A 17,964-nucleotide genomic window follows, 5' to 3' on the forward strand; every position below is an offset into this window, starting at 1 on the left:
CGGGGGCGATTTTTCGCCGCCGCTCTTTGAGTTTATGACCGTGGACCGGGATTGGTAGAGGGAACCCAAATCGCATGAACGCTGTTGATACAAGTGCTTCCCGAAATCCGTTTGTTGCAAGCGGCGTATCCCAGAGAAAAAACATGCGGCTTTTGCCTTCTCTCGTTATTTGCGGTGTTCTTGCAACCCTGTCGGGCTGCGCCACCTCCTCCCCGCAAACAAATGATGTATTCCAGCTTGATCGGGCACAGGGCTCGGAAGGCAACATCGCGTCGCTGACCTCGGTCATCAATGCCAATCCGCAGGATCCTGAAGGCTATAATGTTCGCGGCTCCGCCTATGGCCGTGCTGGCGATTCCAAGCGCGCCATCGCAGATTTCGAGCGCGCCTTGCAGCTCAATCCGCGTTTTTACCAGGCCTATGCCAACCGCGCCCTCGTCTATCGCAACATGAACCAGCAGCAACTGGCTTTGCAGGATTACAACAGCGCACTGCAGATCAATCCGAGCTATGATGTGGCACTGATCGGCCGTGGCAATCTCTATCGCCAGACAGGCCGCATCAACGAAGCCTTCAATGACTTCTCCTCCGCTATCAGCCTGGATACGACCGATGGTCGCGCCTGGCACAATCGTGGCCTGATCTATCAGGTCCGCAACCAGCACACACAGGCCATCGAAGACTTCTCCAAGGCCATCTCGCTGTCGCCAAATTCGCCAGAGCCTTACAACGGCCGTGGCATCTCCTATGTCGCCATGAATGACGATGAGAACGCCTTTGCAGACTTCAACCACGCTATCGCTCTCGATGGTGATCTGGCTGAGTCCTGGGCAAACCAGGCACTCGTCTATGAGCGCCGTGGCGAACGCGACAAGGCCGCAAAATCCTACGGCCACGCCGCCCGCCTGGACCCGAAATACAAGCCAGCTGTCGATGGCCTCGCCCGCACCCGGGGCGGCGTACGCGCCTCGTAGTTGAACACTCAACATTATCAAAAACAAAAAGCCGGATGCCTTGCCTCCGGCTTTTTGTTTGAGTGGTTAGAAGATGCTGGCATTGGTGCCATCGCACCACGTTCACGCCCCCTCATCCTCATCGGCGATGTAACCGCTGGTCTGCCTCTGCCAAAGCCTTGCATAAAGCCCACCTTGCTCGATCAGGCCTGCAGGCGTTCCTTCTTCCACGATCCGGCCCCGGTCCAGCACGATGATGCGGTCCATCCGAGAAATCGTGGACAGGCGATGGGCAATCGCAATCACCGTCTTGTGCGCCATCAACAGGTCGAGCTTCTCCTGGATCGCGGCCTCGGACTCGCTGTCGAGCGCCGATGTCGCCTCGTCCAGAATGAGGATAGGCGCTTCCTTCAACAGCACCCGCGCAATGGCCACCCTCTGGCGCTGCCCGCCGGAAAGCTTGACGCCCCTGTCTCCGACAAAGGCTTCATAGCCGCGACGGCCCTCGCCATCGGTCAGATCGCCGATGAAGTCATGGGCCTGCGCTGCCCGCGCCGCAGCATCGATTTCGTCAGCCGATGCATCCGGCTTGCCATATCGGATATTATCGCCGACGGACCGGTGCAGCAGCGAAACATCCTGGGAAATAACACCGATATTCTCGCGAAGGCTCGCCTGCGTCACCGCTTTGACACTCTGCGCATCAATGCTGATATCGCCCTTTTCCAGCTCGTAAAAGCGCAGCAGCAGATTGATGAGCGTGGTTTTTCCAGCACCCGATAGCCCGACAAGCCCGACCTTCTCACCCGCCCGCACATGCAGTGACAGGTCATTGATCACATCAGCACCTTCCCGATATCCGAAGTGCACGCCCTCAAACCTGATGTCGCCCCGCTTCACAGCAAGCGTTGCAGCATCAGGCGCATCGACAATGGTCGGCGGTGTCGTCATCACGGGCATCGCATCACGGATGGTGCCAATCGCCTGAAAGATCTGCTGGCCCATATCGAGAAAGGCGCGGCCATTGCCTGAAAGCCGCTGCGTGAGATAGATCGATCCCGCAAACTGGCCGGTGGTCACAAAACCATCCAGCATGCCCCAGAAGCCTATACCCAACATAGCAAGCCACAGGAGAACGCTGAGAAGGAGAATGGCGATGCTGGTCGTCAGATAGACCCGCCGCTCGCTGTGCTGCGTTGATATGACCTCTGCAAAAACTTTGCGCAGGCTTCCCGCCTCGCTGTCTTCGGCGGCAAATTGCTTGACCATCTGGATGTTGCCGTAGAGATCGGTCATCGACCCCACCAGCAGGCTGCGCTTTTTGGCCGAGTGGCGAGCGGCGTCGGCAAATTTCGGCACCGCTTTCGCGGCAATCAGAATGCTCAGAATAATCCAGATCAGCACCGGCAGGGCAAGCGGCCACGCAACCGTACTCAACAGCACGAGCGAGCCGACAAACTGGATCAGAAAATAGGGTATCGAATAAAATGCGACAATGACCTGGGTCTGCACGGCAGACGCAGCCTGCGAAAGCCGGGAGGCGACCTGCCCGGCAAACAGGTCGTGAAAGAAACGCAGGTCCTGCCGCTCAACCGCCTTGTGGCCCTGCCACTGAATGGCCGCCGGCATTCCCACCGCAACCGTTTGCGATGACAGCGTGTTGGCCAGGAATGTGAGGATGGGCTGTACGGGAAACAGCAGAAACGCCATGACAGCCAGAAGAGGCCAGTCCTCAACCAGAAAGGCCTCCGCCCCCTTGGCAGTTACCCCGTCAACAATCGATGAGAAGCTCCAGATCAGAAAGAGATTGCTGGCTTCCATCAACATCGCAGAGACAGAGATCGCGATGAGCACACCCCGAAACATCCGCACGAAATGCAAAAGCACATGAAACGGCCCCTTATCAGGGATTGGCCGGTAGGCAATATCAAGCGGCCGGATCAGCCTTTCAAACGGACGATACACAAAGTCTGAAAAAGCCATGGCGGTCCTGCGAAAGCAACTGGAATGACGCGAGCGACATTAAGAATCGCTGACATTAAACCATGGATTGCAATCTTTCAGAACCCTGTTCCTGCATTTCGCCGAACCGGACCCGCTTGACGGCGCCAATATTCTCCAGGCTGCCCGTCAGGCCTTTCCTGCCTGGTATTGCCGCACCGCCTTGCCGAAGGCTTCAAACAGCGCCCGCGAGGGTGCGTCCGTATGCGCCCAATATTCCGGGTGCCACTGCACGCCCACAGCAAAGCCTTTCGCATCGATCACGGAAACCGCCTCGATCGTTCCATCCTGCGCCGTCGCCTCCACCTGAAGGCGCGGCGCGGTTTTGGCGATGGCCTGGCGGTGCAGCGAGTTGATCTGCACCTCGCCGCTCATGCCCAGATGCGTGGCAATGCAGGAGCCCTCGCGGATGTGGACCGGCTGGCGAATGGCATAGGCCACGTCGCGGTTTGCATCATCAGGCTTGCGGTGGTCCCACACGCCCGGCTGCTCCTGAATTTCACTGGCCAGCGTACCACCCAGCGCCACATTCAACTCCTGAATGCCGCGACAGATGGCCAGCATCGGAATGCCACGATCGATCGCCCGGCGGATGAGCGCAAGGCTCGTCGCATCACGGGCGGGGTCGAAGGGTCCGTCGCTGTCTTTCGCCTCGACACCGTAAAGCGAGGGGTGAACATTGGTGGCGGAACCCGACACCAGCAGCCCATCCACACGGTCGAGAATGGCGTCGACATCATTGCCCTCTTCAAAGGCGGGCACGATGAAGGACATCACGTCGGCCACATGCAATGCGGCGGAAAGATACTGTGTCTGCGCGGCATGCCAGTCGGCACCATCAAGATGTCTGATATCGGCGGGAATGGCGATGATGGGTCTGGACATGGAGGCTCCGGCTTGGATGGTTCACCTGTTTTGAAACCGGAAACGCCGTTCGTCAAGCGCCTGCGCTGTCGGAGTGAAGCCCAGTCTTCACCTAAAGTCTGATGTCTCTTCTTCAGATTTCCGTTGACTGCTTGTATTGACGAAATTGCCGTAACAACAAAGCAGTTACAGCGTTTTATTCTTGGCGGAGATGCTTGTCAGCCGTGCGGGGGCGTGCTTTTCTCTGGCCATGCCAGATAGCGGAGGGGAATTCGCCTATCGGTCAGATCAATATCTGGGAGGATATTTATGGATCGTCGTTCATTCATCAAAAAAGGTGCTGTCTCCGGCGCAGGCGTTGCTGCCGCAACGGTTCTTGCCGCACCGGCAATTGCACAACAAAATGCCAAGATCACATGGCGCCTCACCTCTTCGTTTCCAAAATCGCTCGATACGATTTTCGGCGGCGCGCAAGATGTCGCCAACCACGTGAAGGCCGCAACAGACGGCAATTTCAACATTCAGGTTTTTGCAGGCGGCGAAATCGTGCCGGGCCTGCAAGCAGCCGATGCCGTTTCATCCGGCACGGTGGAAATGTGCCACACCTGCTCATACTATTATGTCGGCAAGGACCCAACCTTCGCCATCGGCACGGCCATTCCATTCGGTCTCAATGCGCGCCTCACGAACTCCTGGTTCTATGAGGGCAATGGCAACAAGCTGCTCAACGAGTTCTATGCCAAGCACAATCTCTACGGCATGATCTCAGGCAATACGGGCGTCCAGATGGGCGGCTGGTTCCGTAAGGAAATCAACACGGTCGAAGACTTTAAGGGCGTTAAGATGCGCATTGCCGGTCTGGCTGGCAAGGTGGTCGAAAAGCTCGGCGTCGTGCCGCAGCAGATCGCCGGTGGCGATATTTATCCGGCGCTGGAAAAAGGCACCATCGATGCCGCTGAGTGGGTCGGCCCCTATGACGACCACAAGCTCGGCTTCCAGAAAGTGGCGAAATATTATTATTACCCGGCCTTCTGGGAAGGCGGCCCGGTCATTCACTCCTTCGTTAATCTGGACAAGTGGAACGCCCTGCCCAAGAACTATCAGGCCATCCTGCAGGATGCCTGCTCCTTCGCCAACACCAACATGATGGCAAAATACGACGCCAAAAACCCCATCGCGATCAAGCAGATCGTGTCCGAAGGTGCAACGCTGCGCCCCTTCAGCCAGGATATTCTGGATGCCTGCTATAAGGCAGCACTGGAAGTCTACGCCGAAATCTCAGCCGTCAATCCGGACTTCAAGAAGATCTACGAAGATCAGGTCGCCTTCAAGCGCGAGGGCTATTTGTGGATGCAGCTTGCTGAATACACCTTCGATACATTCATGATGATCCAGCAGCGCAACGGCAAGCTCTAACCGACATCAATATCAGGTGAGACACATAGACCCGGATCGAAAGGTCCGGGTTTTATTTTGCCCGAAAGGGTTGCACCCTCTCGACAAATACACCGACAACCATATGATCGCGAAAGTTGAACGCTCAAGTAGCACACTCCGTTACCAGCCGGAGTATCGGCGATGATGGGCCTCGACGACCTTGGCAACGGCCTTGCTGTTCAACTGTGGAGGTGATGCGATGCGAAAGCCGCTGAGCATTACGCTATTGTTTAGAAAAAGCCGGACAGGCTGGTCAATAGCTGTCCGGCTAACATTTCTGAGCAAGTAGTAAAACGGAAGGTAGGGCGCCAACCCTGCCTTCCACTTCACCAATATAATCCGTTATTCCACACGTAACAAGTGTTTCCCTCACGGACCGATCTTCGGCGGCTCGTTCAGGTTCGGCATTCCGGGCAGTCCATTTCCGCCCGGCTGTGCTGGCGCGCCATCCATCGGTGGCAGGCCGAAATTCGGCCCCAAAGTTGGCATCGTATTGCCACCTGAGTTGCCGAAGGGCACATCGATCTTGATCGTATTGAGATCCACAGCAGGTGCCTTGTCCAGCCAGTAGGTCACGGATTCGGGCCAGAAGATCACGATGGCAACGAGAATGAGCTGCATTCCCAGCCACGGTATCGCGCCCATATAGATGTCGGATGTCTTCACGCTTCGGGGTGCGATGGACCGCAAATAGAACAGCGCAAATCCGAAGGGCGGATGCATGAAGCTGGTTTGCATGTTGATGCAGATGAGCACACCGAACCAGATGAGGTCGATACCGAGAGACTCGGCGATCGGCGCCAACATCGGAATGACGATGAAGGCGATTTCGAAGAAATCGAGGAAAAACGCCAGGAAGAAGATGAAGATGTTGACGAAGATCAGGAAGCCGATTGGCCCGCCCGGAATGCCCGACAGCATGTGCTCGATCCACAGCGAACCGTCCATGCCCTGAAACACGAGGCTGAAGCAGGTAGCGCCGACCAGAATGAACACCACCATGGAGGTGATGTGCATGGTGGAGTGCATGCCCTGCTTGACCAGATCCCAGGTCAGGCGACGATGCGCAGCAGCCAGCGCCATGGCACCGACAACACCCAGCGCGCCCGCTTCCGTCGGCGTTGCCAGACCCATGAAGATGGTACCCAGCACGAGGAAGATCAGCACGATGGAAGGCACCATGCCCGCCAGCACCTTGAACACCAGCGCACGGTTCAGTTCGCCACGCGCTTCCGGCGGCAAGGCTGGCAAGTCTTTCGGGCGCAGCTTCGACATGACGAAGATGAACAGCATGAAGATGACGACTTGCAGGATCGACGGGCCGATGGCACCGAGATACATGTCACCGACGGACTTGCCGAGCTGATCGGCCAGAACGATCAGAACCAGAGATGGCGGAATGACCTGTGTAATCGTGCCGGATGCCGCGATGACGCCCGTCGCAAGGCGCGGATTGTAGCCATATTTGAGCATGATCGGCAGCGAGATGACGCCCATGGTAATGACCGATGCTGCAACCGTGCCGGTAATGGCACCGAGGATCGCGCCGACCAGAATGACGGCATAGGCAAGTCCACCGGGAATGGCGCCGAACAGCTTGCCCGTGCCCTCCAGCAAATCCTCCGCCAGCCCGCATCGTTCCAGAATAGCGCCCATGAAGGTGAAGAAGGGGATGGCCAGCAACAGATCATTGGAAATGATGCCGAAAATGCGAAGCGGCAGCGCCTGCAGGAAGGCAGGAGAAAAATGCTCCGTGAAAATGCCGATGACGCCGAACAAAAGCCCGACAGAAGCCAGAGAGAACGCCACGGGAAACCCGTAAAGCATGAAAATGATCATGCCCAGGAACATCAGCGGCGGCAAAATACCGTATTCGAACATGGAAATATCCTTAGCGGTCAGCGCCTGATTTACTGGAGCGGTTTTTCGTATTTGGTGTCGAGCTGATAGAGCCCGTTCAGCGCGCCGATGCGCTTCACCAGTTCGGATATTCCCTGAAGGAAGAGCAAGGCAAAGCCCGCAAAGATAATGAACTTGACCGGCCAGCGGATCAGGCCGCCCGCATTGGAAGACACTTCGTTCTGCGCAAGTGACAGGGTAAACATCGGCCAGCTCAGCCACGCCAGATAAAAACAGGCCGGCAGCAGAAACACGACTAGGCCGATCATATCGACCCAGAGGCGGGCGCGGGCGGAAATGGCGCCGTAGATAATGTCCACGCGCACATGTTCGTTCATCCGCAATGTGTAGGACGCACCCACCAGCACGATGAAGGCGAACATGTACCACTGGATTTCCAGCCAGCCGTTCGAGCTATAATTGAAAATATAGCGAACAATGGCGTTACCCGCACTCACGAGGCAGCAGATCAGGACAAGGTATCCTGCAAACTTGCCCATCGCCTCACTGAACCCGTCAATAAGAGCGCTTGTCTTCAGAAGAGCCTTCATTCCTTCCCCTCCACCATCCCTTTGCGGGTTCTATGCGAGAGGTTCATCCGTGACCGTCACCCTCTGACGATACTTGCATCGACTATGCGGTAACTTCGGACGTCCTCCACACCATTTCGTGTAGGAGGTGGCTTGCCAAAATGCAACGGCATTGGCACCTTTGCCCTTGCAAACAGGCGGTTTACGAGGAATTGAGCAACCTGCTGTGGCATCACTGCACGCTTTTTCCACAGGCCCCGCAAAATTGCGGCATGTCCCACACAGGCCAACCACGACTGGCCTGTGTCCGTTGCGTTTTTCAACACTTCCATGTAGGTCTTGTTTCGGAGCGTTTTGCAACGGTCTGCCATGTGAGGAAAGCCGCCAGCGGGCGTGTGGAGTAACGGGCGGAAGCGTTGATCATTGAAGGGGAATTGGCATGAGTGAACACCATACGGGCTCGATCGAACTCGGCGCGAAGATGAACTATTCCGAGCACGAAAAAACCTATGACGGCTTTCTGGCAGCTGCCAAATACGGCACCATGCTCGTCACGGTATTGATGATCGCCATGGCCGTTGGATTTTTCACAACAGGCGGCTTTTTTGGTGGCCTGCTCGTGTTCGTCATTCTCTCTGTCGCAGGCTTCGTACTGCTGCGCTAAGACTTTGGCCTGATGGCATGGGGAGAGTTCAACTCCCCCCATGACCTTTTGTCTTCTCTCAGACAGGCGTTTCTGGCACAGGTGTCACCACCTTGCGCTCGCCAAGCCAACCCAGCACATTGTCTGCCACCAGATCGGCCATCGCATTGCGTGTCGGCACGGATGCAGAAGCAACATGCGGAAGCAGCGTGACGTTGGGCAGAGACAGGAAGCCTTCCGGCACTTTCGGCTCCGCGTAAAACACATCAAGACCCGCCGCTCCCAGCGTGCCGTTCTGCAGCGCCGCAAGCAGCGCATCCTCATCCACGCTGGACCCTCTGCCCACATTGATAAAAACGCCGTTGGAACCCAACGCCGCGAAAATATCGGCATTAATGGCCTTGTGGGTTGCCGCAGTGCCCGGAACGATGCAGATCAGCACGTCCACCGCCTGCGCCATTTCCTTCAGCGAGCCATAGTAGTTATAGGAAAGCTCAGCGCGTCTGGAGCGGGTGTGATAGCCGATCTCCACCTTGAATGGCTCCAGCCGCTTGGCGATTTCCTGGCCGATGCGGCCCATGCCGAACAGGCCCACCTTGCGGCCCCGCAGCGAAAATGGCGAAAGTGCAAACGGTCCTTCCGCCACCCATTTGCCCTCGCGAAGATGCTTTTCCGCATCGTAAAGGCGCCGCACAGTGCTGATCAAAAGCGCAATCGTCGTGTCAGCCACCTCGTCGTTCAAAACGTCTGGCGTATTGGTCACGATAATATTGCGCGAAGCGGCGTGCTTCACATCCACGCCATCATAGCCCACGCCGAAATTGGCGATGACTTCAAGATTGGGCAGCGCATCCATCCATTTGGCATTGAAACCACCGGAAACGGCAACGGCCTTAATGCGCTCGGCAACACCTTCTGGCAGCGACGGCTCTGGCCCCGAGGGCGCTGTGATGACCTCCACCTTGCCCTCGAAACGCTCGAGAACGCGTGGATGGATCTTTCCCGGAACGAGAACGGCGGCTTTACTCTCTGACATACTTGGACAACCCCTTGCTGCAATGCGTCGGGGGGCAAGCTAGACGATCAATACGAAAAGCGAAACCCGCAAACTACTTTCGCGGAATGCAAGGGCTAGTGGATTGGCGAATGCGCATTTCGGGTTTGATGAGGTGAATACCGTCAGGCTCGTGGCTTCCCGCCAGCCTGTCCAGCAGCGCACGCGCAGCCAGCCGGCCCACCTCTGCCTGCCCGTTGGAAACGGTGGTCAGCGCCGGCGTCGCAATCGCCGCCTCTTCCAGATCGTCATAGCCGGTGACCGAAATATCCTTGCCCGGCACGAAGCCCGCACGTGAAATGCCGTTCATCAGGCCAATGGCGACAAGATCGTTCCAGCACACGGCAGCCGTCGGCTTTTGCGGCAGCGACAGAAAGTTCACAGCCGCCTCGAACCCGCCCTGCTTGGAGCGCGCGCCGGGAATACGCAGGTTTGGATCCACCTCGATGCCCGCTTTGCGCAGCGCATTGACGTAGCCCTGATACCGGTCGCGTCCCGTCGAGGTCTGGTCCGTGCCGCCCACCATGGCAATGGTGCGGTGGCCAAGGCTGATCAGGTGGTTGGTGGCCAGCGAAATGCCATAGCTGTCATCGCCGCGAAATGTCGGCATATCGACACCATCCATGGAGCGCGCCACCAGAATGGCGGGCATGCCGTTTTCCTCAGCCAGCGTCATGTCTTCCAAAGGCGTACCGATGGCCGGAGACATGATGATGCCGTCACTACCAAGCTGCAGCAGCGTCTCGATGAAGGTGCGCTGCTTTTCAACGGAATCATAGTGGTTGGACAGAATGAAGGTCTGGCGGCTGCGGTCCAGCTCGCTCTCGATGGCTTTGAGAATTTCACCGTAAAACGGGTTCATCACATCGTGAAAGACAACGCCAATAATGCCGGAGCGCGAGGTGCGCAGGCTGGCGGCGCGGCGGTTGTAGATATAGCCCAGCGCGCGCGCCTGCAGCTTGATCTTTTCACGCGTATCGGCGGCTACCAGCGGACTATCCCGCAAAGCAAGCGAAATCGTCGCGGTTGAAAGCCCCAGACTTTCAGCAATGGTCGATAATTTGATCTTCTGCGCCACAGTTGCCTCCCACGGTCACGCATTCCGCCATCACGCGGCGTTTAAATTGTGACTAAACAATTTAAACAATCCCCGCAACCGTTTTAAGGATTTCAACACAAGGCAATATCTATAATACAAATTTTAATCGATTGATTCAAAAGCCTGCAAATTGGCATCAATCGTGCGCAGCAATTTGACCACCGTTTTCACATCCTTGGCGGACAGACCATCCACAGCACGGCTATTGCAATCGGCCAGAGAGGTGTTGATGTGCTCGACGCTCTTCAGGCCAGCCTCCGTCAGCTTCACCATGGTCAGCCGTCCGTCGCCATCGCCCGCACTGCGCTCGACAAAGCCCTGTGCCTCCATGCGGCCAATCGTGCGCGTCATGGTCGGCGCCTTCACACCCAGCTTCTGGGCAATCTGCCCCGGCGTCATGCTGCCTTCCTGGGCCAGCGCCAGAATAACGCCATCTTGCCCCGCATAGAGGCCACTGGCTGCCAGATTGTGGCTGAGCGCCGTGCGCATGGAGCGGGCCGCCTGCGTAATCGTCTGGGCAAGCTCTTCCGAATGAACCGCCAGATCCTTCTTTTTGCCGGACTTGGCCTTCTTCTCGGATTTGTTCTTTTTGGCCAGCTTATCCTTGCTCATCAGCAAATGCCTTTCCTGAAGTCCCGGACGACGATATGTTCTTGGTAACACTTAACGAATGCAGGCGCGGATCGCCAGATGCCAGACACATATACGCATATTCACGACAATAACGTAACAGCCCCAGCAGATGGGCCAAACGAGACCATTTCCGTGCTGCCGCTGGGCGCACACGAGCAGCACGGCCCCCACCTTCCCTTCGAGACGGATACGCTGATCGTGGAAGGCATTGTCGAGAGGTTGAAACAGACGCTTTTGCCCAATGCGCCCATCCACTTCCTGCCCGCAGAGCCTGTCGGCTATTCCGTCGAGCATATGGATGTGGCGGGCACGAAGACGCTGTCCTTCGATGAGGCGGTGCATCGTTGGCTTGGAATTGCCGAAAACGAGCACCGCAAGGGCATCCGCAAATTCGTGATGCTGAATGCCCATGGCGGCAATTCTCCGCTGATGACCATCGTCGCCACCGAAGCGCGTGTCCGTTTCGATATGCTGGCGGTCGCCACCAGCTGGACCCGCTTCGGCATGCCGCCCGGCATCATCACCCCGCAATGCAAGGCCATCGATATCCATGGTGGCGATATCGAAACGTCGGTCATGCTGGCCTTGCAGCCGCATCGGGTGAAGATGGACAGGGCTGAAAATTTCCCCTCCGCACAAACGGAGTTTTCCAACCGCTTCAAGCACCTGCGCGCCTATGGCCAGCACGCCTTCGGCTGGCGCATGTCGGACCTCAACAGGCAAGGCGTAGCGGGCAATGCCGCCGCCGCAACCGCTGAAAAGGGCGAGGCCATTATCGCGCATTCGGTGTCGGGTCTGGTGGAGCTGCTAGCGGACATTTCCGCCTTCGACATGAATTTGCTTGAAAGCTCGGTTCAAAAATCTTCGGCAGATTCTCTTTGAACTCACTTCCCCACACGCCTATATGAACAGCAACGCTTTCAAAGCCATCATCCGGCTCTTTTATATCAGAGGTTCATCATGACCGAAGCAGCACCGACATCAAAGCCCATTCCCGTAACCGTCTTGACGGGCTATCTGGGCGCGGGCAAGACCACGCTCCTCAACCGCATCCTGTCGGATAATCACGGCAAGAAATACGCCGTCATCGTCAATGAATTCGGCGAAATCGGCATCGATAACGACCTGATCGTGGAATCGGACGAAGAAATCTACGAAATGAACAATGGCTGCGTCTGCTGCACCGTGCGCGGAGACCTTATCCGCGTGGTGGAAGGCCTGATGCGCCGTCCCGGCCGTTTCGATGGCATCATCGTGGAAACCACAGGCCTTGCCGATCCTGTTCCCGTCGCACAGACATTCTTCATGGATGACGATGTGCGCGCCAAAACCGAACTGGATGCGGTTATTGCGCTTGTCGATGCCAAGCACCTGCCGCTGCGCCTGAAGGACAGCCGCGAAGCCGAAGACCAGATCGCTTTTGCCGATGTTGTCGTCATCAACAAGACCGATCTCGTCACGCCGCAGGAACTGGCCGTGATTGAAGATGTCGTTCGCGCCATCAACCCGTCCGCCCGAATTCACAAGACAACCCGCTCCGGCGTTGATCTCGCTCATGTTCTCAATCAGGGCGCGTTCAACCTTGAACGGGCGCTGGAAAACGACCCGGATTTCCTCGCGCAAGAGCATGACGATCATGTCTGCGGTCCAGATTGTGGACATGACCACAGCCACGACCACCATCATCACGACCATCACCATGACCACGATCATGCCCACCATGATCATGGCCACAGCCACGCCGCCTCGCCCATCCATGACGTCACGGTTCAGTCCGTTTCGCTGCGCGGCGGTGAGATGAATGCCGATCGTTTCTTCCCGTGGATCCAGAAGGTCACGCAGACAGATGGCCCGAAGATCCTGCGCCTCAAGGGCATCATTGCGTTCAAGGATGATGCGGAACGTTATGTCGTTCAGGGTGTTCACATGATCATCGAAGGTGATCACCAGCGTGCATGGAAAGAAGGCGAAAAGCGCGAAAGCCGCCTCGTCTTCATCGGCCGCGATCTTGATCGCGAGAAGCTGGAAAACAGCTTCAACGCCTGCATGGCAGCGGCCTGATATTAAAAAGTGCCATTGCGGCACGCCCTGATATGACGACCACAAGGAGTGCACCGTGATGGTGCACTTTTTCACGACTGACGACAACAACCATGGAAAGACTAGAGACCCATGCCCACCGTTGCTCCTCTTGACCTCGAAGGCCACGTCGTCGCGGCGCATTTTCTGGGCGAAGTTCCGTTGTTTGCCACCGCCGCAGGCACCATCCACCGGCTGGATGGCGGCGAGAAGGTTGTCGAGGCACATCAGGGCCTTTTGACCTGCACCCGCGATCCGCACAGCGCCACGCTTCTCACCGGCGGTGAAGATGGCAAGGTGCTGCGCATCGGCCATGATGGCTCTGTCATCGAGCTTGCCCATGTGCCGCGCAAATGGATCAGCGTTGTCGCAGGCGGCCCGCAAAACGCCATCGCATACGGCGTTGGTAAGTCCAGCTTCGTGCGTCTGGGTGATGGCACCGTCAAGGAATTCAAGGAAGACCGTACCGTTGAGGGCATCGCCTTTGCGCCCAAGGGCCTGCGCATTGCCGCTGCCCGCTACAATGGCGTCACGCTTCATTGGGTGGCCAGCGCTGGCGATCCTGTCGATCTCGATTGGAAAGGCGCCCATACCGGCGTCACCTTCTCCGCAGATGGCAAATTCCTCGTCACCACCATGCAGGAAAATGCGCTGCATGGCTGGAAGATGGAGGCCACCAAGGGCGGCATGGAAGCGCGCCACATGCGCATGACCGGCTATCCCGCCAAGGTCAAATCCATCTCGTGGTCACACAAGGGCAAGTGGCTGGCATCATCTGGCGCACCGGCGGCCATCGTCTGGCCCTTCTCCGGCAAGGATGGCCCAATGGGCAAGGCTCCGCTGGAGCTTGGCACCCGCGCAAACATCATGGTCACCAATGTCTGCTTCCACCCGGCAGATGAAGTGCTGGCCGTCGGCTTTGCGGATGGCATGATCCTGGGCGTGCGTCTCGCCGACGAGAAGGAAGCCCTGCTGCGTCGCCCTGGCAAGGGCGCGATTACGTCCATGGACTGGAGCAACAATGGCAACCTGCTGGCCTTCGCATCGGAAGCTGGCGATTGCGGCATCATCGACATCAAGACGTAACATTCAAATCCTCAACGGCAAAAAGGCACCGCCGCATATCGCGGCAGTGCCTCCCTGACCACCTCGGTGGCACCCTCCCAGAGGGTTAGAAGCGGTAGGTCACACCGGCACCGATCAACCACGGATCGAGCTTGGCCTTGCCGCTGATATCACCCAGCGCGTCATGCGTGGCGCTCCACTTCGTTTCGAGGAAGATCTTCTTCACATCGAAGTTCACGCCCCAGTTCTTCGTCAGCATGTAGTCGAAACCAACCTGCACCGCCGCGCCAAAGTCGTTCTTGACGTCGAGATTGTGGAAACCTGCCTTTTCAGACTGGTTGTAGAACAGCGAATAGTTGAGGCCAGCGCCCACATAAGGCTTGAAGGCACCGAAATTGGTGAAGTGATATTGCAAGGTCACCGTTGGTGGCAAAAGCCATGTCTTGCCGACATCAATCTCACCCAGCGCGCCTGTCGTGTTGATCTTGGAGAAGGTCGTGCCAAGAATAAGTTCGGCGGCAATATTATCGGTGAAGAAATAGGTTACGTCGAATTCCGGAATAACGGTGTCCGAATATTCAAGCCCTGCGCCGGGCACGCCGTTGATCGAGCCGCTGTCATGGGTCATCACGCCAAGGCCGCGCACACGGATCATCCATGGGCTTGCCGCAGCAATGGCCTCTTCGGCTGTGGGCACGGGCGCGGTCGGCGCCATGTCAGCGGCTTGGGAAAACGCTGGCAGCGCAACAGCGAAAGCAGATGCCAAAAAGATGGCTTTGCGGAATTTGGCGAACATTTTTCTCTCCTTGATCTATCGAAGAGGTGCTTTGCAACATCGGCTCCTTTGGCCCCTCGACCTTGGAAACCCATAGCCATTGCTGCAAGCCACACCCTGCCCGCACGTAACATGCAGATCAAAATCATCATTTGAGGGAGATCAAAACCCGGACAGGAAAATTGGGGGTTGGTCACGCACATAGAGCGTATTAGCATTTAAGATTATTCAAAGATATCAATGCGAAGAGCGATTATTGTAGTTAATCAATTATAGATATTTTTATCCAATAGTTGCAGTCATTGAACACTGCATCTGTACTTGAAATACTTACCCCCATTCAGAATTTCGAAAAGTAGCACGCCGCTTCCCTGTATTTCCTTGGATCTTTCCCCTATGAAACTTTCGATTTCAGCGATCATAACGGCCAGTGGCATCGCCTTGGCAACCGGCATTACCATCACGCTTCTCGTGGGTTCTTTCGCGCTCGATACGCTGAAGGTCAACGGCCCGATCTATCAGGAAATCATCGATAGCAAGGACCTGATTGCCGATATCCTGCCACCACCGCTCTATCTCATCGAGACCTATGCGCTGACCAATGAAGGCGCCCTCCACCCGGATAGGCTGCCGCAAAACATCGAGCGTATCAAGGTGTTGAAGGGCCAATATAAGGAGCGCCGTGAATACTGGAAAACGACGACCCTGCCGGACACGTTGAAACAGGCCTTGCAGAACGATGTTCTCATCAAGGGCGACGCCTTCTGGGCAACGCTGGATACGGACACACTGCCAGCGCTTGCCTCCGGCGAAGCGGCAAAAATTCCGGCATCGCTCGACACCTTGAGCAAGACATTCCATGCCCATGAAGCGGCGGTCAATCAGCTGGTCGAGATGGGCACCGTCTATGGCAAGCAGAAGGAAGTCGAGGCGGCGGAACAGACCTCATTCCTGAAAACGACCAACGACACGCTGGGATATATCCTCGTCCTCCTGTCCATTGCCTCGACCGTCTTCCTGCGCCGCCGCGCCATGAAGCCGATCCTGCGGATCACGCAGACCATGACGAGCATGGCCGCAGGCGACCTGAAGGAAGCGCCGCCCCACATTCACCGGCATGATGAAATTGGTGCCATGGCAAGGGCGCTTGCCGTGTTCAGAGATGCTGGCCTCGCCAAGCGTCAGCTGGAAAGTGAAGCGGAAGAAGCACGCCGCGCCGCCAGCATGGAGCGCGAGACACGGGAAAGAGAACGCATTGCCGAGGCAGATGCGCTGCGCTTCGCAATCCAGCATCTGGGACATGGCCTCAAAAATCTCGCCAATTGTGATTTAAGCTCGACACTCGACCACAGCTTCGACGCCAAGTTTGAAACCCTGCGCGCAGATTTCAACGCCTCGGTGCGCACCCTGCAAGCAACGATGGGAAAGATCCTCTCAGAAGCCCAACACCTGCGGGCCCAGGGCAGCGAGATGCACGGTTCCGCAAACGATCTGTCACGCCGCACGGAACAGCAAGCCGCAGCACTGGAACAAACCGCAGCCGCACTGGAAGAAGCCGCCTCCACCGTCAAGACATCTACGGCGCGTGTCGATGATACGCGCAATCTGGTGAAGGAAGCGCGCCGGTCCACCTCGAAGTCTGCAAGCGTCGTCACCGAAGCCATATCCGCCATGCAACGCATCGAAGGCGCGTCTGGAGAAATCGAATCCATCGTCGGCGTCATCGACGAAATCGCCTTCCAGACCAATCTTCTGGCGCTGAATGCTGGCGTAGAGGCAGCCCGTGCAGGCGAGTCTGGAAAAGGCTTTGCGGTCGTTGCGCAGGAAGTACGCGAACTCGCCCAGCGTTCGGCAAAGGCCTCGAAGGAAATCAGGGTTCTCATCGGCAAATCGGGAGATGAAGTCGCAAGCGGCGTAACCCTCGTGCAATCCACCGTCGAGGTGCTGACGCGGATCGAGGATTTCGTCTCCCGCATCGATACCAATATCGACAACATCGCCACCGCTGCCCGAGAGCAATCCGTCGGCCTTCAGGAAATCAGCGCCAGCGTCAACGCGCTGGACCAGATGACCCAGCAAAACGCCGCCATGGTGGAAGAGACAAACGCGGTCAGCCATTCCATTGCAGAGGCGACCAAGGCGCTATCGGACATGGTCAGCCGCTTCAGCATCGAGCCCGCAGCCGTGTCTTCCAGACGCGCAGCATAGATGGCTCAGTCACGGCGTTTACCGATAAAAAAAGAGGGCGCGTAGCCCTCTTTTCCATGTCTGACCGATCAAACCACCTGCGATATCAGGAAAACTTGCGCCCGCTCGCCACCAGCATGCCAGCCGCGCCATCCAGCCAGCCGCTTTTCAGCTCCAGCGCCAGAAAGCGCGAACGCTCGAATGGGCCGGGCATGACAAGATGCTGGGTTTGACCGGCAAAAAAGCCGAAGCGCTCATAATAGGGAGCATCACCCACCAGAAGAATGGCACCGTGGTCGCGCTTGGCAGCTTCACCGATGGCGGCGCGCATCAGGGCAGATCCGATGCCCTTGCCCTCATGGGCGCAGTCCACCGCAAGCGGCCCAAGCAGAAGGGCCGAAACCGGACGTCCCTCGCGCGTTACTCCAGCTTCGACATTCCACAGGCGGACGGTCCCGATCACGTGACCATCCTCATCGCGCGCAACCAGCGCCAGCCCTTCGGCAGGAACGCGCCCGGCGCGCAGCTTCTCGGATGATTTGCGGCGACGACCCGGGCCCATGACGCGGTCCAGCAGGTTCTCGCGGGCAACCACATCACCAGGATTTTCAGCTTCGATATGAAATGTCTGCGGCGTGAAAAATGCACGTACAGATTTGAGAACAGCGGCCATCCCGGCCTCCCGTCACCAAGCCGCCCACGAAAGCGGCACCCAAAAAAATGTTGAAACCGTTCCGGCCCGCTG

16 protein-coding genes are annotated in these 17,964 nt (G+C 57.2%); 7 read left to right on the top strand and 9 right to left on the bottom strand.

The genetic code is table 11. From position 1 onward, the window contains the following. Positions 1–74 precede the first annotated feature (74 nt). Positions 75–974 (top strand): tetratricopeptide repeat protein, encoded by a 900-nt coding sequence (locus RQI55_RS18760; protein ID WP_042617621.1) that lies wholly within the window; start codon positions 75–77, stop codon positions 972–974. Between the two features lie 102 nt (positions 975–1,076). On the opposite strand, the gene RQI55_RS18765 is transcribed toward RQI55_RS18760, so the two are convergent. Both RQI55_RS18765 and RQI55_RS18770 read right to left on the bottom strand, forming a co-directional pair. Beyond that, a complete protein-coding gene (locus RQI55_RS18765; RefSeq protein ID WP_311273246.1) occupies positions 1,077–2,936 on the bottom strand; it encodes an ABC transporter ATP-binding protein in 1,860 nt (619 codons plus the stop codon). Between the two features lie 147 nt (positions 2,937–3,083). Beyond that, on the bottom strand, positions 3,084–3,839 hold the full coding sequence (locus RQI55_RS18770; protein WP_243255078.1) for a gamma-glutamyl-gamma-aminobutyrate hydrolase family protein: 756 nt from the start codon (positions 3,837–3,839) through the stop codon (positions 3,084–3,086). Between the two features lie 288 nt (positions 3,840–4,127). Here RQI55_RS18770 and RQI55_RS18775 point away from each other — a divergent pair, with 288 nt between their 5' ends. Then, positions 4,128–5,234, top strand: a complete 1,107-nt coding sequence (locus tag RQI55_RS18775) for a TRAP transporter substrate-binding protein (RefSeq protein WP_042617624.1) — start codon at positions 4,128–4,130, stop codon at positions 5,232–5,234. Positions 5,235–5,624: 390 nt separating this feature from the next. Here the strand turns inward: RQI55_RS18775 and RQI55_RS18780 are convergent, their stop codons facing one another. Next, positions 5,625–7,136: a TRAP transporter large permease subunit gene (locus RQI55_RS18780; protein ID WP_042617625.1), complete on the bottom strand. Its 1,512-nt coding sequence runs from the start codon at positions 7,134–7,136 to the stop codon at positions 5,625–5,627. Between the two features lie 29 nt (positions 7,137–7,165). Further along, complete coding sequence (locus RQI55_RS18785; protein ID WP_192067092.1) at positions 7,166–7,705, bottom strand: TRAP transporter small permease subunit; 540 nt, start codon at positions 7,703–7,705, stop codon at positions 7,166–7,168. Positions 7,706–8,123: 418 nt separating this feature from the next. Between RQI55_RS18785 and RQI55_RS18790 the strand changes: the two genes are divergently transcribed. Beyond that, positions 8,124–8,348 (top strand): aa3-type cytochrome c oxidase subunit IV, encoded by a 225-nt coding sequence (locus RQI55_RS18790; RefSeq protein WP_243255077.1) that lies wholly within the window; start codon positions 8,124–8,126, stop codon positions 8,346–8,348. A 58-nt stretch (positions 8,349–8,406) separates the two neighbouring features. Here RQI55_RS18790 and RQI55_RS18795 read toward each other — a convergent pair whose 3' ends face one another. From RQI55_RS18795 to RQI55_RS18805, 3 genes are all read right to left on the bottom strand, one after another. Further along, positions 8,407–9,363: a 2-hydroxyacid dehydrogenase gene (locus tag RQI55_RS18795; protein ID WP_243255076.1), complete on the bottom strand. Its 957-nt coding sequence runs from the start codon at positions 9,361–9,363 to the stop codon at positions 8,407–8,409. A 73-nt stretch (positions 9,364–9,436) separates the two neighbouring features. Continuing rightward, positions 9,437–10,459: a LacI family DNA-binding transcriptional regulator gene (locus RQI55_RS18800; RefSeq protein WP_192067088.1), complete on the bottom strand. Its 1,023-nt coding sequence runs from the start codon at positions 10,457–10,459 to the stop codon at positions 9,437–9,439. Positions 10,460–10,582: 123 nt separating this feature from the next. Then, a complete protein-coding gene (locus RQI55_RS18805) occupies positions 10,583–11,092 on the bottom strand; it encodes a MarR family winged helix-turn-helix transcriptional regulator (protein ID WP_243255075.1) in 510 nt (169 codons plus the stop codon). A gap of 78 nt (positions 11,093–11,170) precedes the next feature. Here RQI55_RS18805 and RQI55_RS18810 point away from each other — a divergent pair, with 78 nt between their 5' ends. The 3 genes from RQI55_RS18810 (at position 11,171) to RQI55_RS18820 (ending at position 14,278) form a co-directional block, all read left to right on the top strand. Continuing rightward, on the top strand, positions 11,171–11,995 hold the full coding sequence (locus tag RQI55_RS18810) for a creatininase family protein (protein WP_243255074.1): 825 nt from the start codon (positions 11,171–11,173) through the stop codon (positions 11,993–11,995). A 78-nt stretch (positions 11,996–12,073) separates the two neighbouring features. Further along, positions 12,074–13,174, top strand: a complete 1,101-nt coding sequence (locus RQI55_RS18815; protein ID WP_311273247.1) for a GTP-binding protein — start codon at positions 12,074–12,076, stop codon at positions 13,172–13,174. Between the two features lie 111 nt (positions 13,175–13,285). Further along, entirely contained in the window at positions 13,286–14,278 is a 993-nt protein-coding gene (locus tag RQI55_RS18820) for a WD40 repeat domain-containing protein (RefSeq protein WP_192067081.1), read from the top strand. 85 nt (positions 14,279–14,363) lie between these two features. Here RQI55_RS18820 and RQI55_RS18825 read toward each other — a convergent pair whose 3' ends face one another. Beyond that, complete coding sequence (locus RQI55_RS18825; protein WP_042617635.1) at positions 14,364–15,053, bottom strand: OmpW family protein; 690 nt, start codon at positions 15,051–15,053, stop codon at positions 14,364–14,366. Positions 15,054–15,428: 375 nt separating this feature from the next. On the opposite strand from RQI55_RS18825, the gene RQI55_RS18830 reads away from it, so the two are divergent. Next, positions 15,429–17,240 (top strand): HAMP domain-containing methyl-accepting chemotaxis protein, encoded by a 1,812-nt coding sequence (locus RQI55_RS18830; RefSeq protein ID WP_192067079.1) that lies wholly within the window; start codon positions 15,429–15,431, stop codon positions 17,238–17,240. An 85-nt stretch (positions 17,241–17,325) separates the two neighbouring features. On the opposite strand, the gene RQI55_RS18835 is transcribed toward RQI55_RS18830, so the two are convergent. Beyond that, positions 17,326–17,892 carry a GNAT family N-acetyltransferase gene (locus RQI55_RS18835; protein WP_042617637.1) on the bottom strand — a complete coding sequence of 189 codons (567 nt, stop codon included), beginning with the start codon at positions 17,890–17,892 and terminating at the stop codon, positions 17,326–17,328. Between the last annotated feature and the right edge of the window lie 72 nt (positions 17,893–17,964).

The sequence above is a fragment of the Rhizobium sp. WCS2018Hpa-16 genome, assembly GCF_031843705.1.
GTDB lineage: Bacteria > Pseudomonadota > Alphaproteobacteria > Rhizobiales > Rhizobiaceae > Agrobacterium > Agrobacterium tumefaciens_C.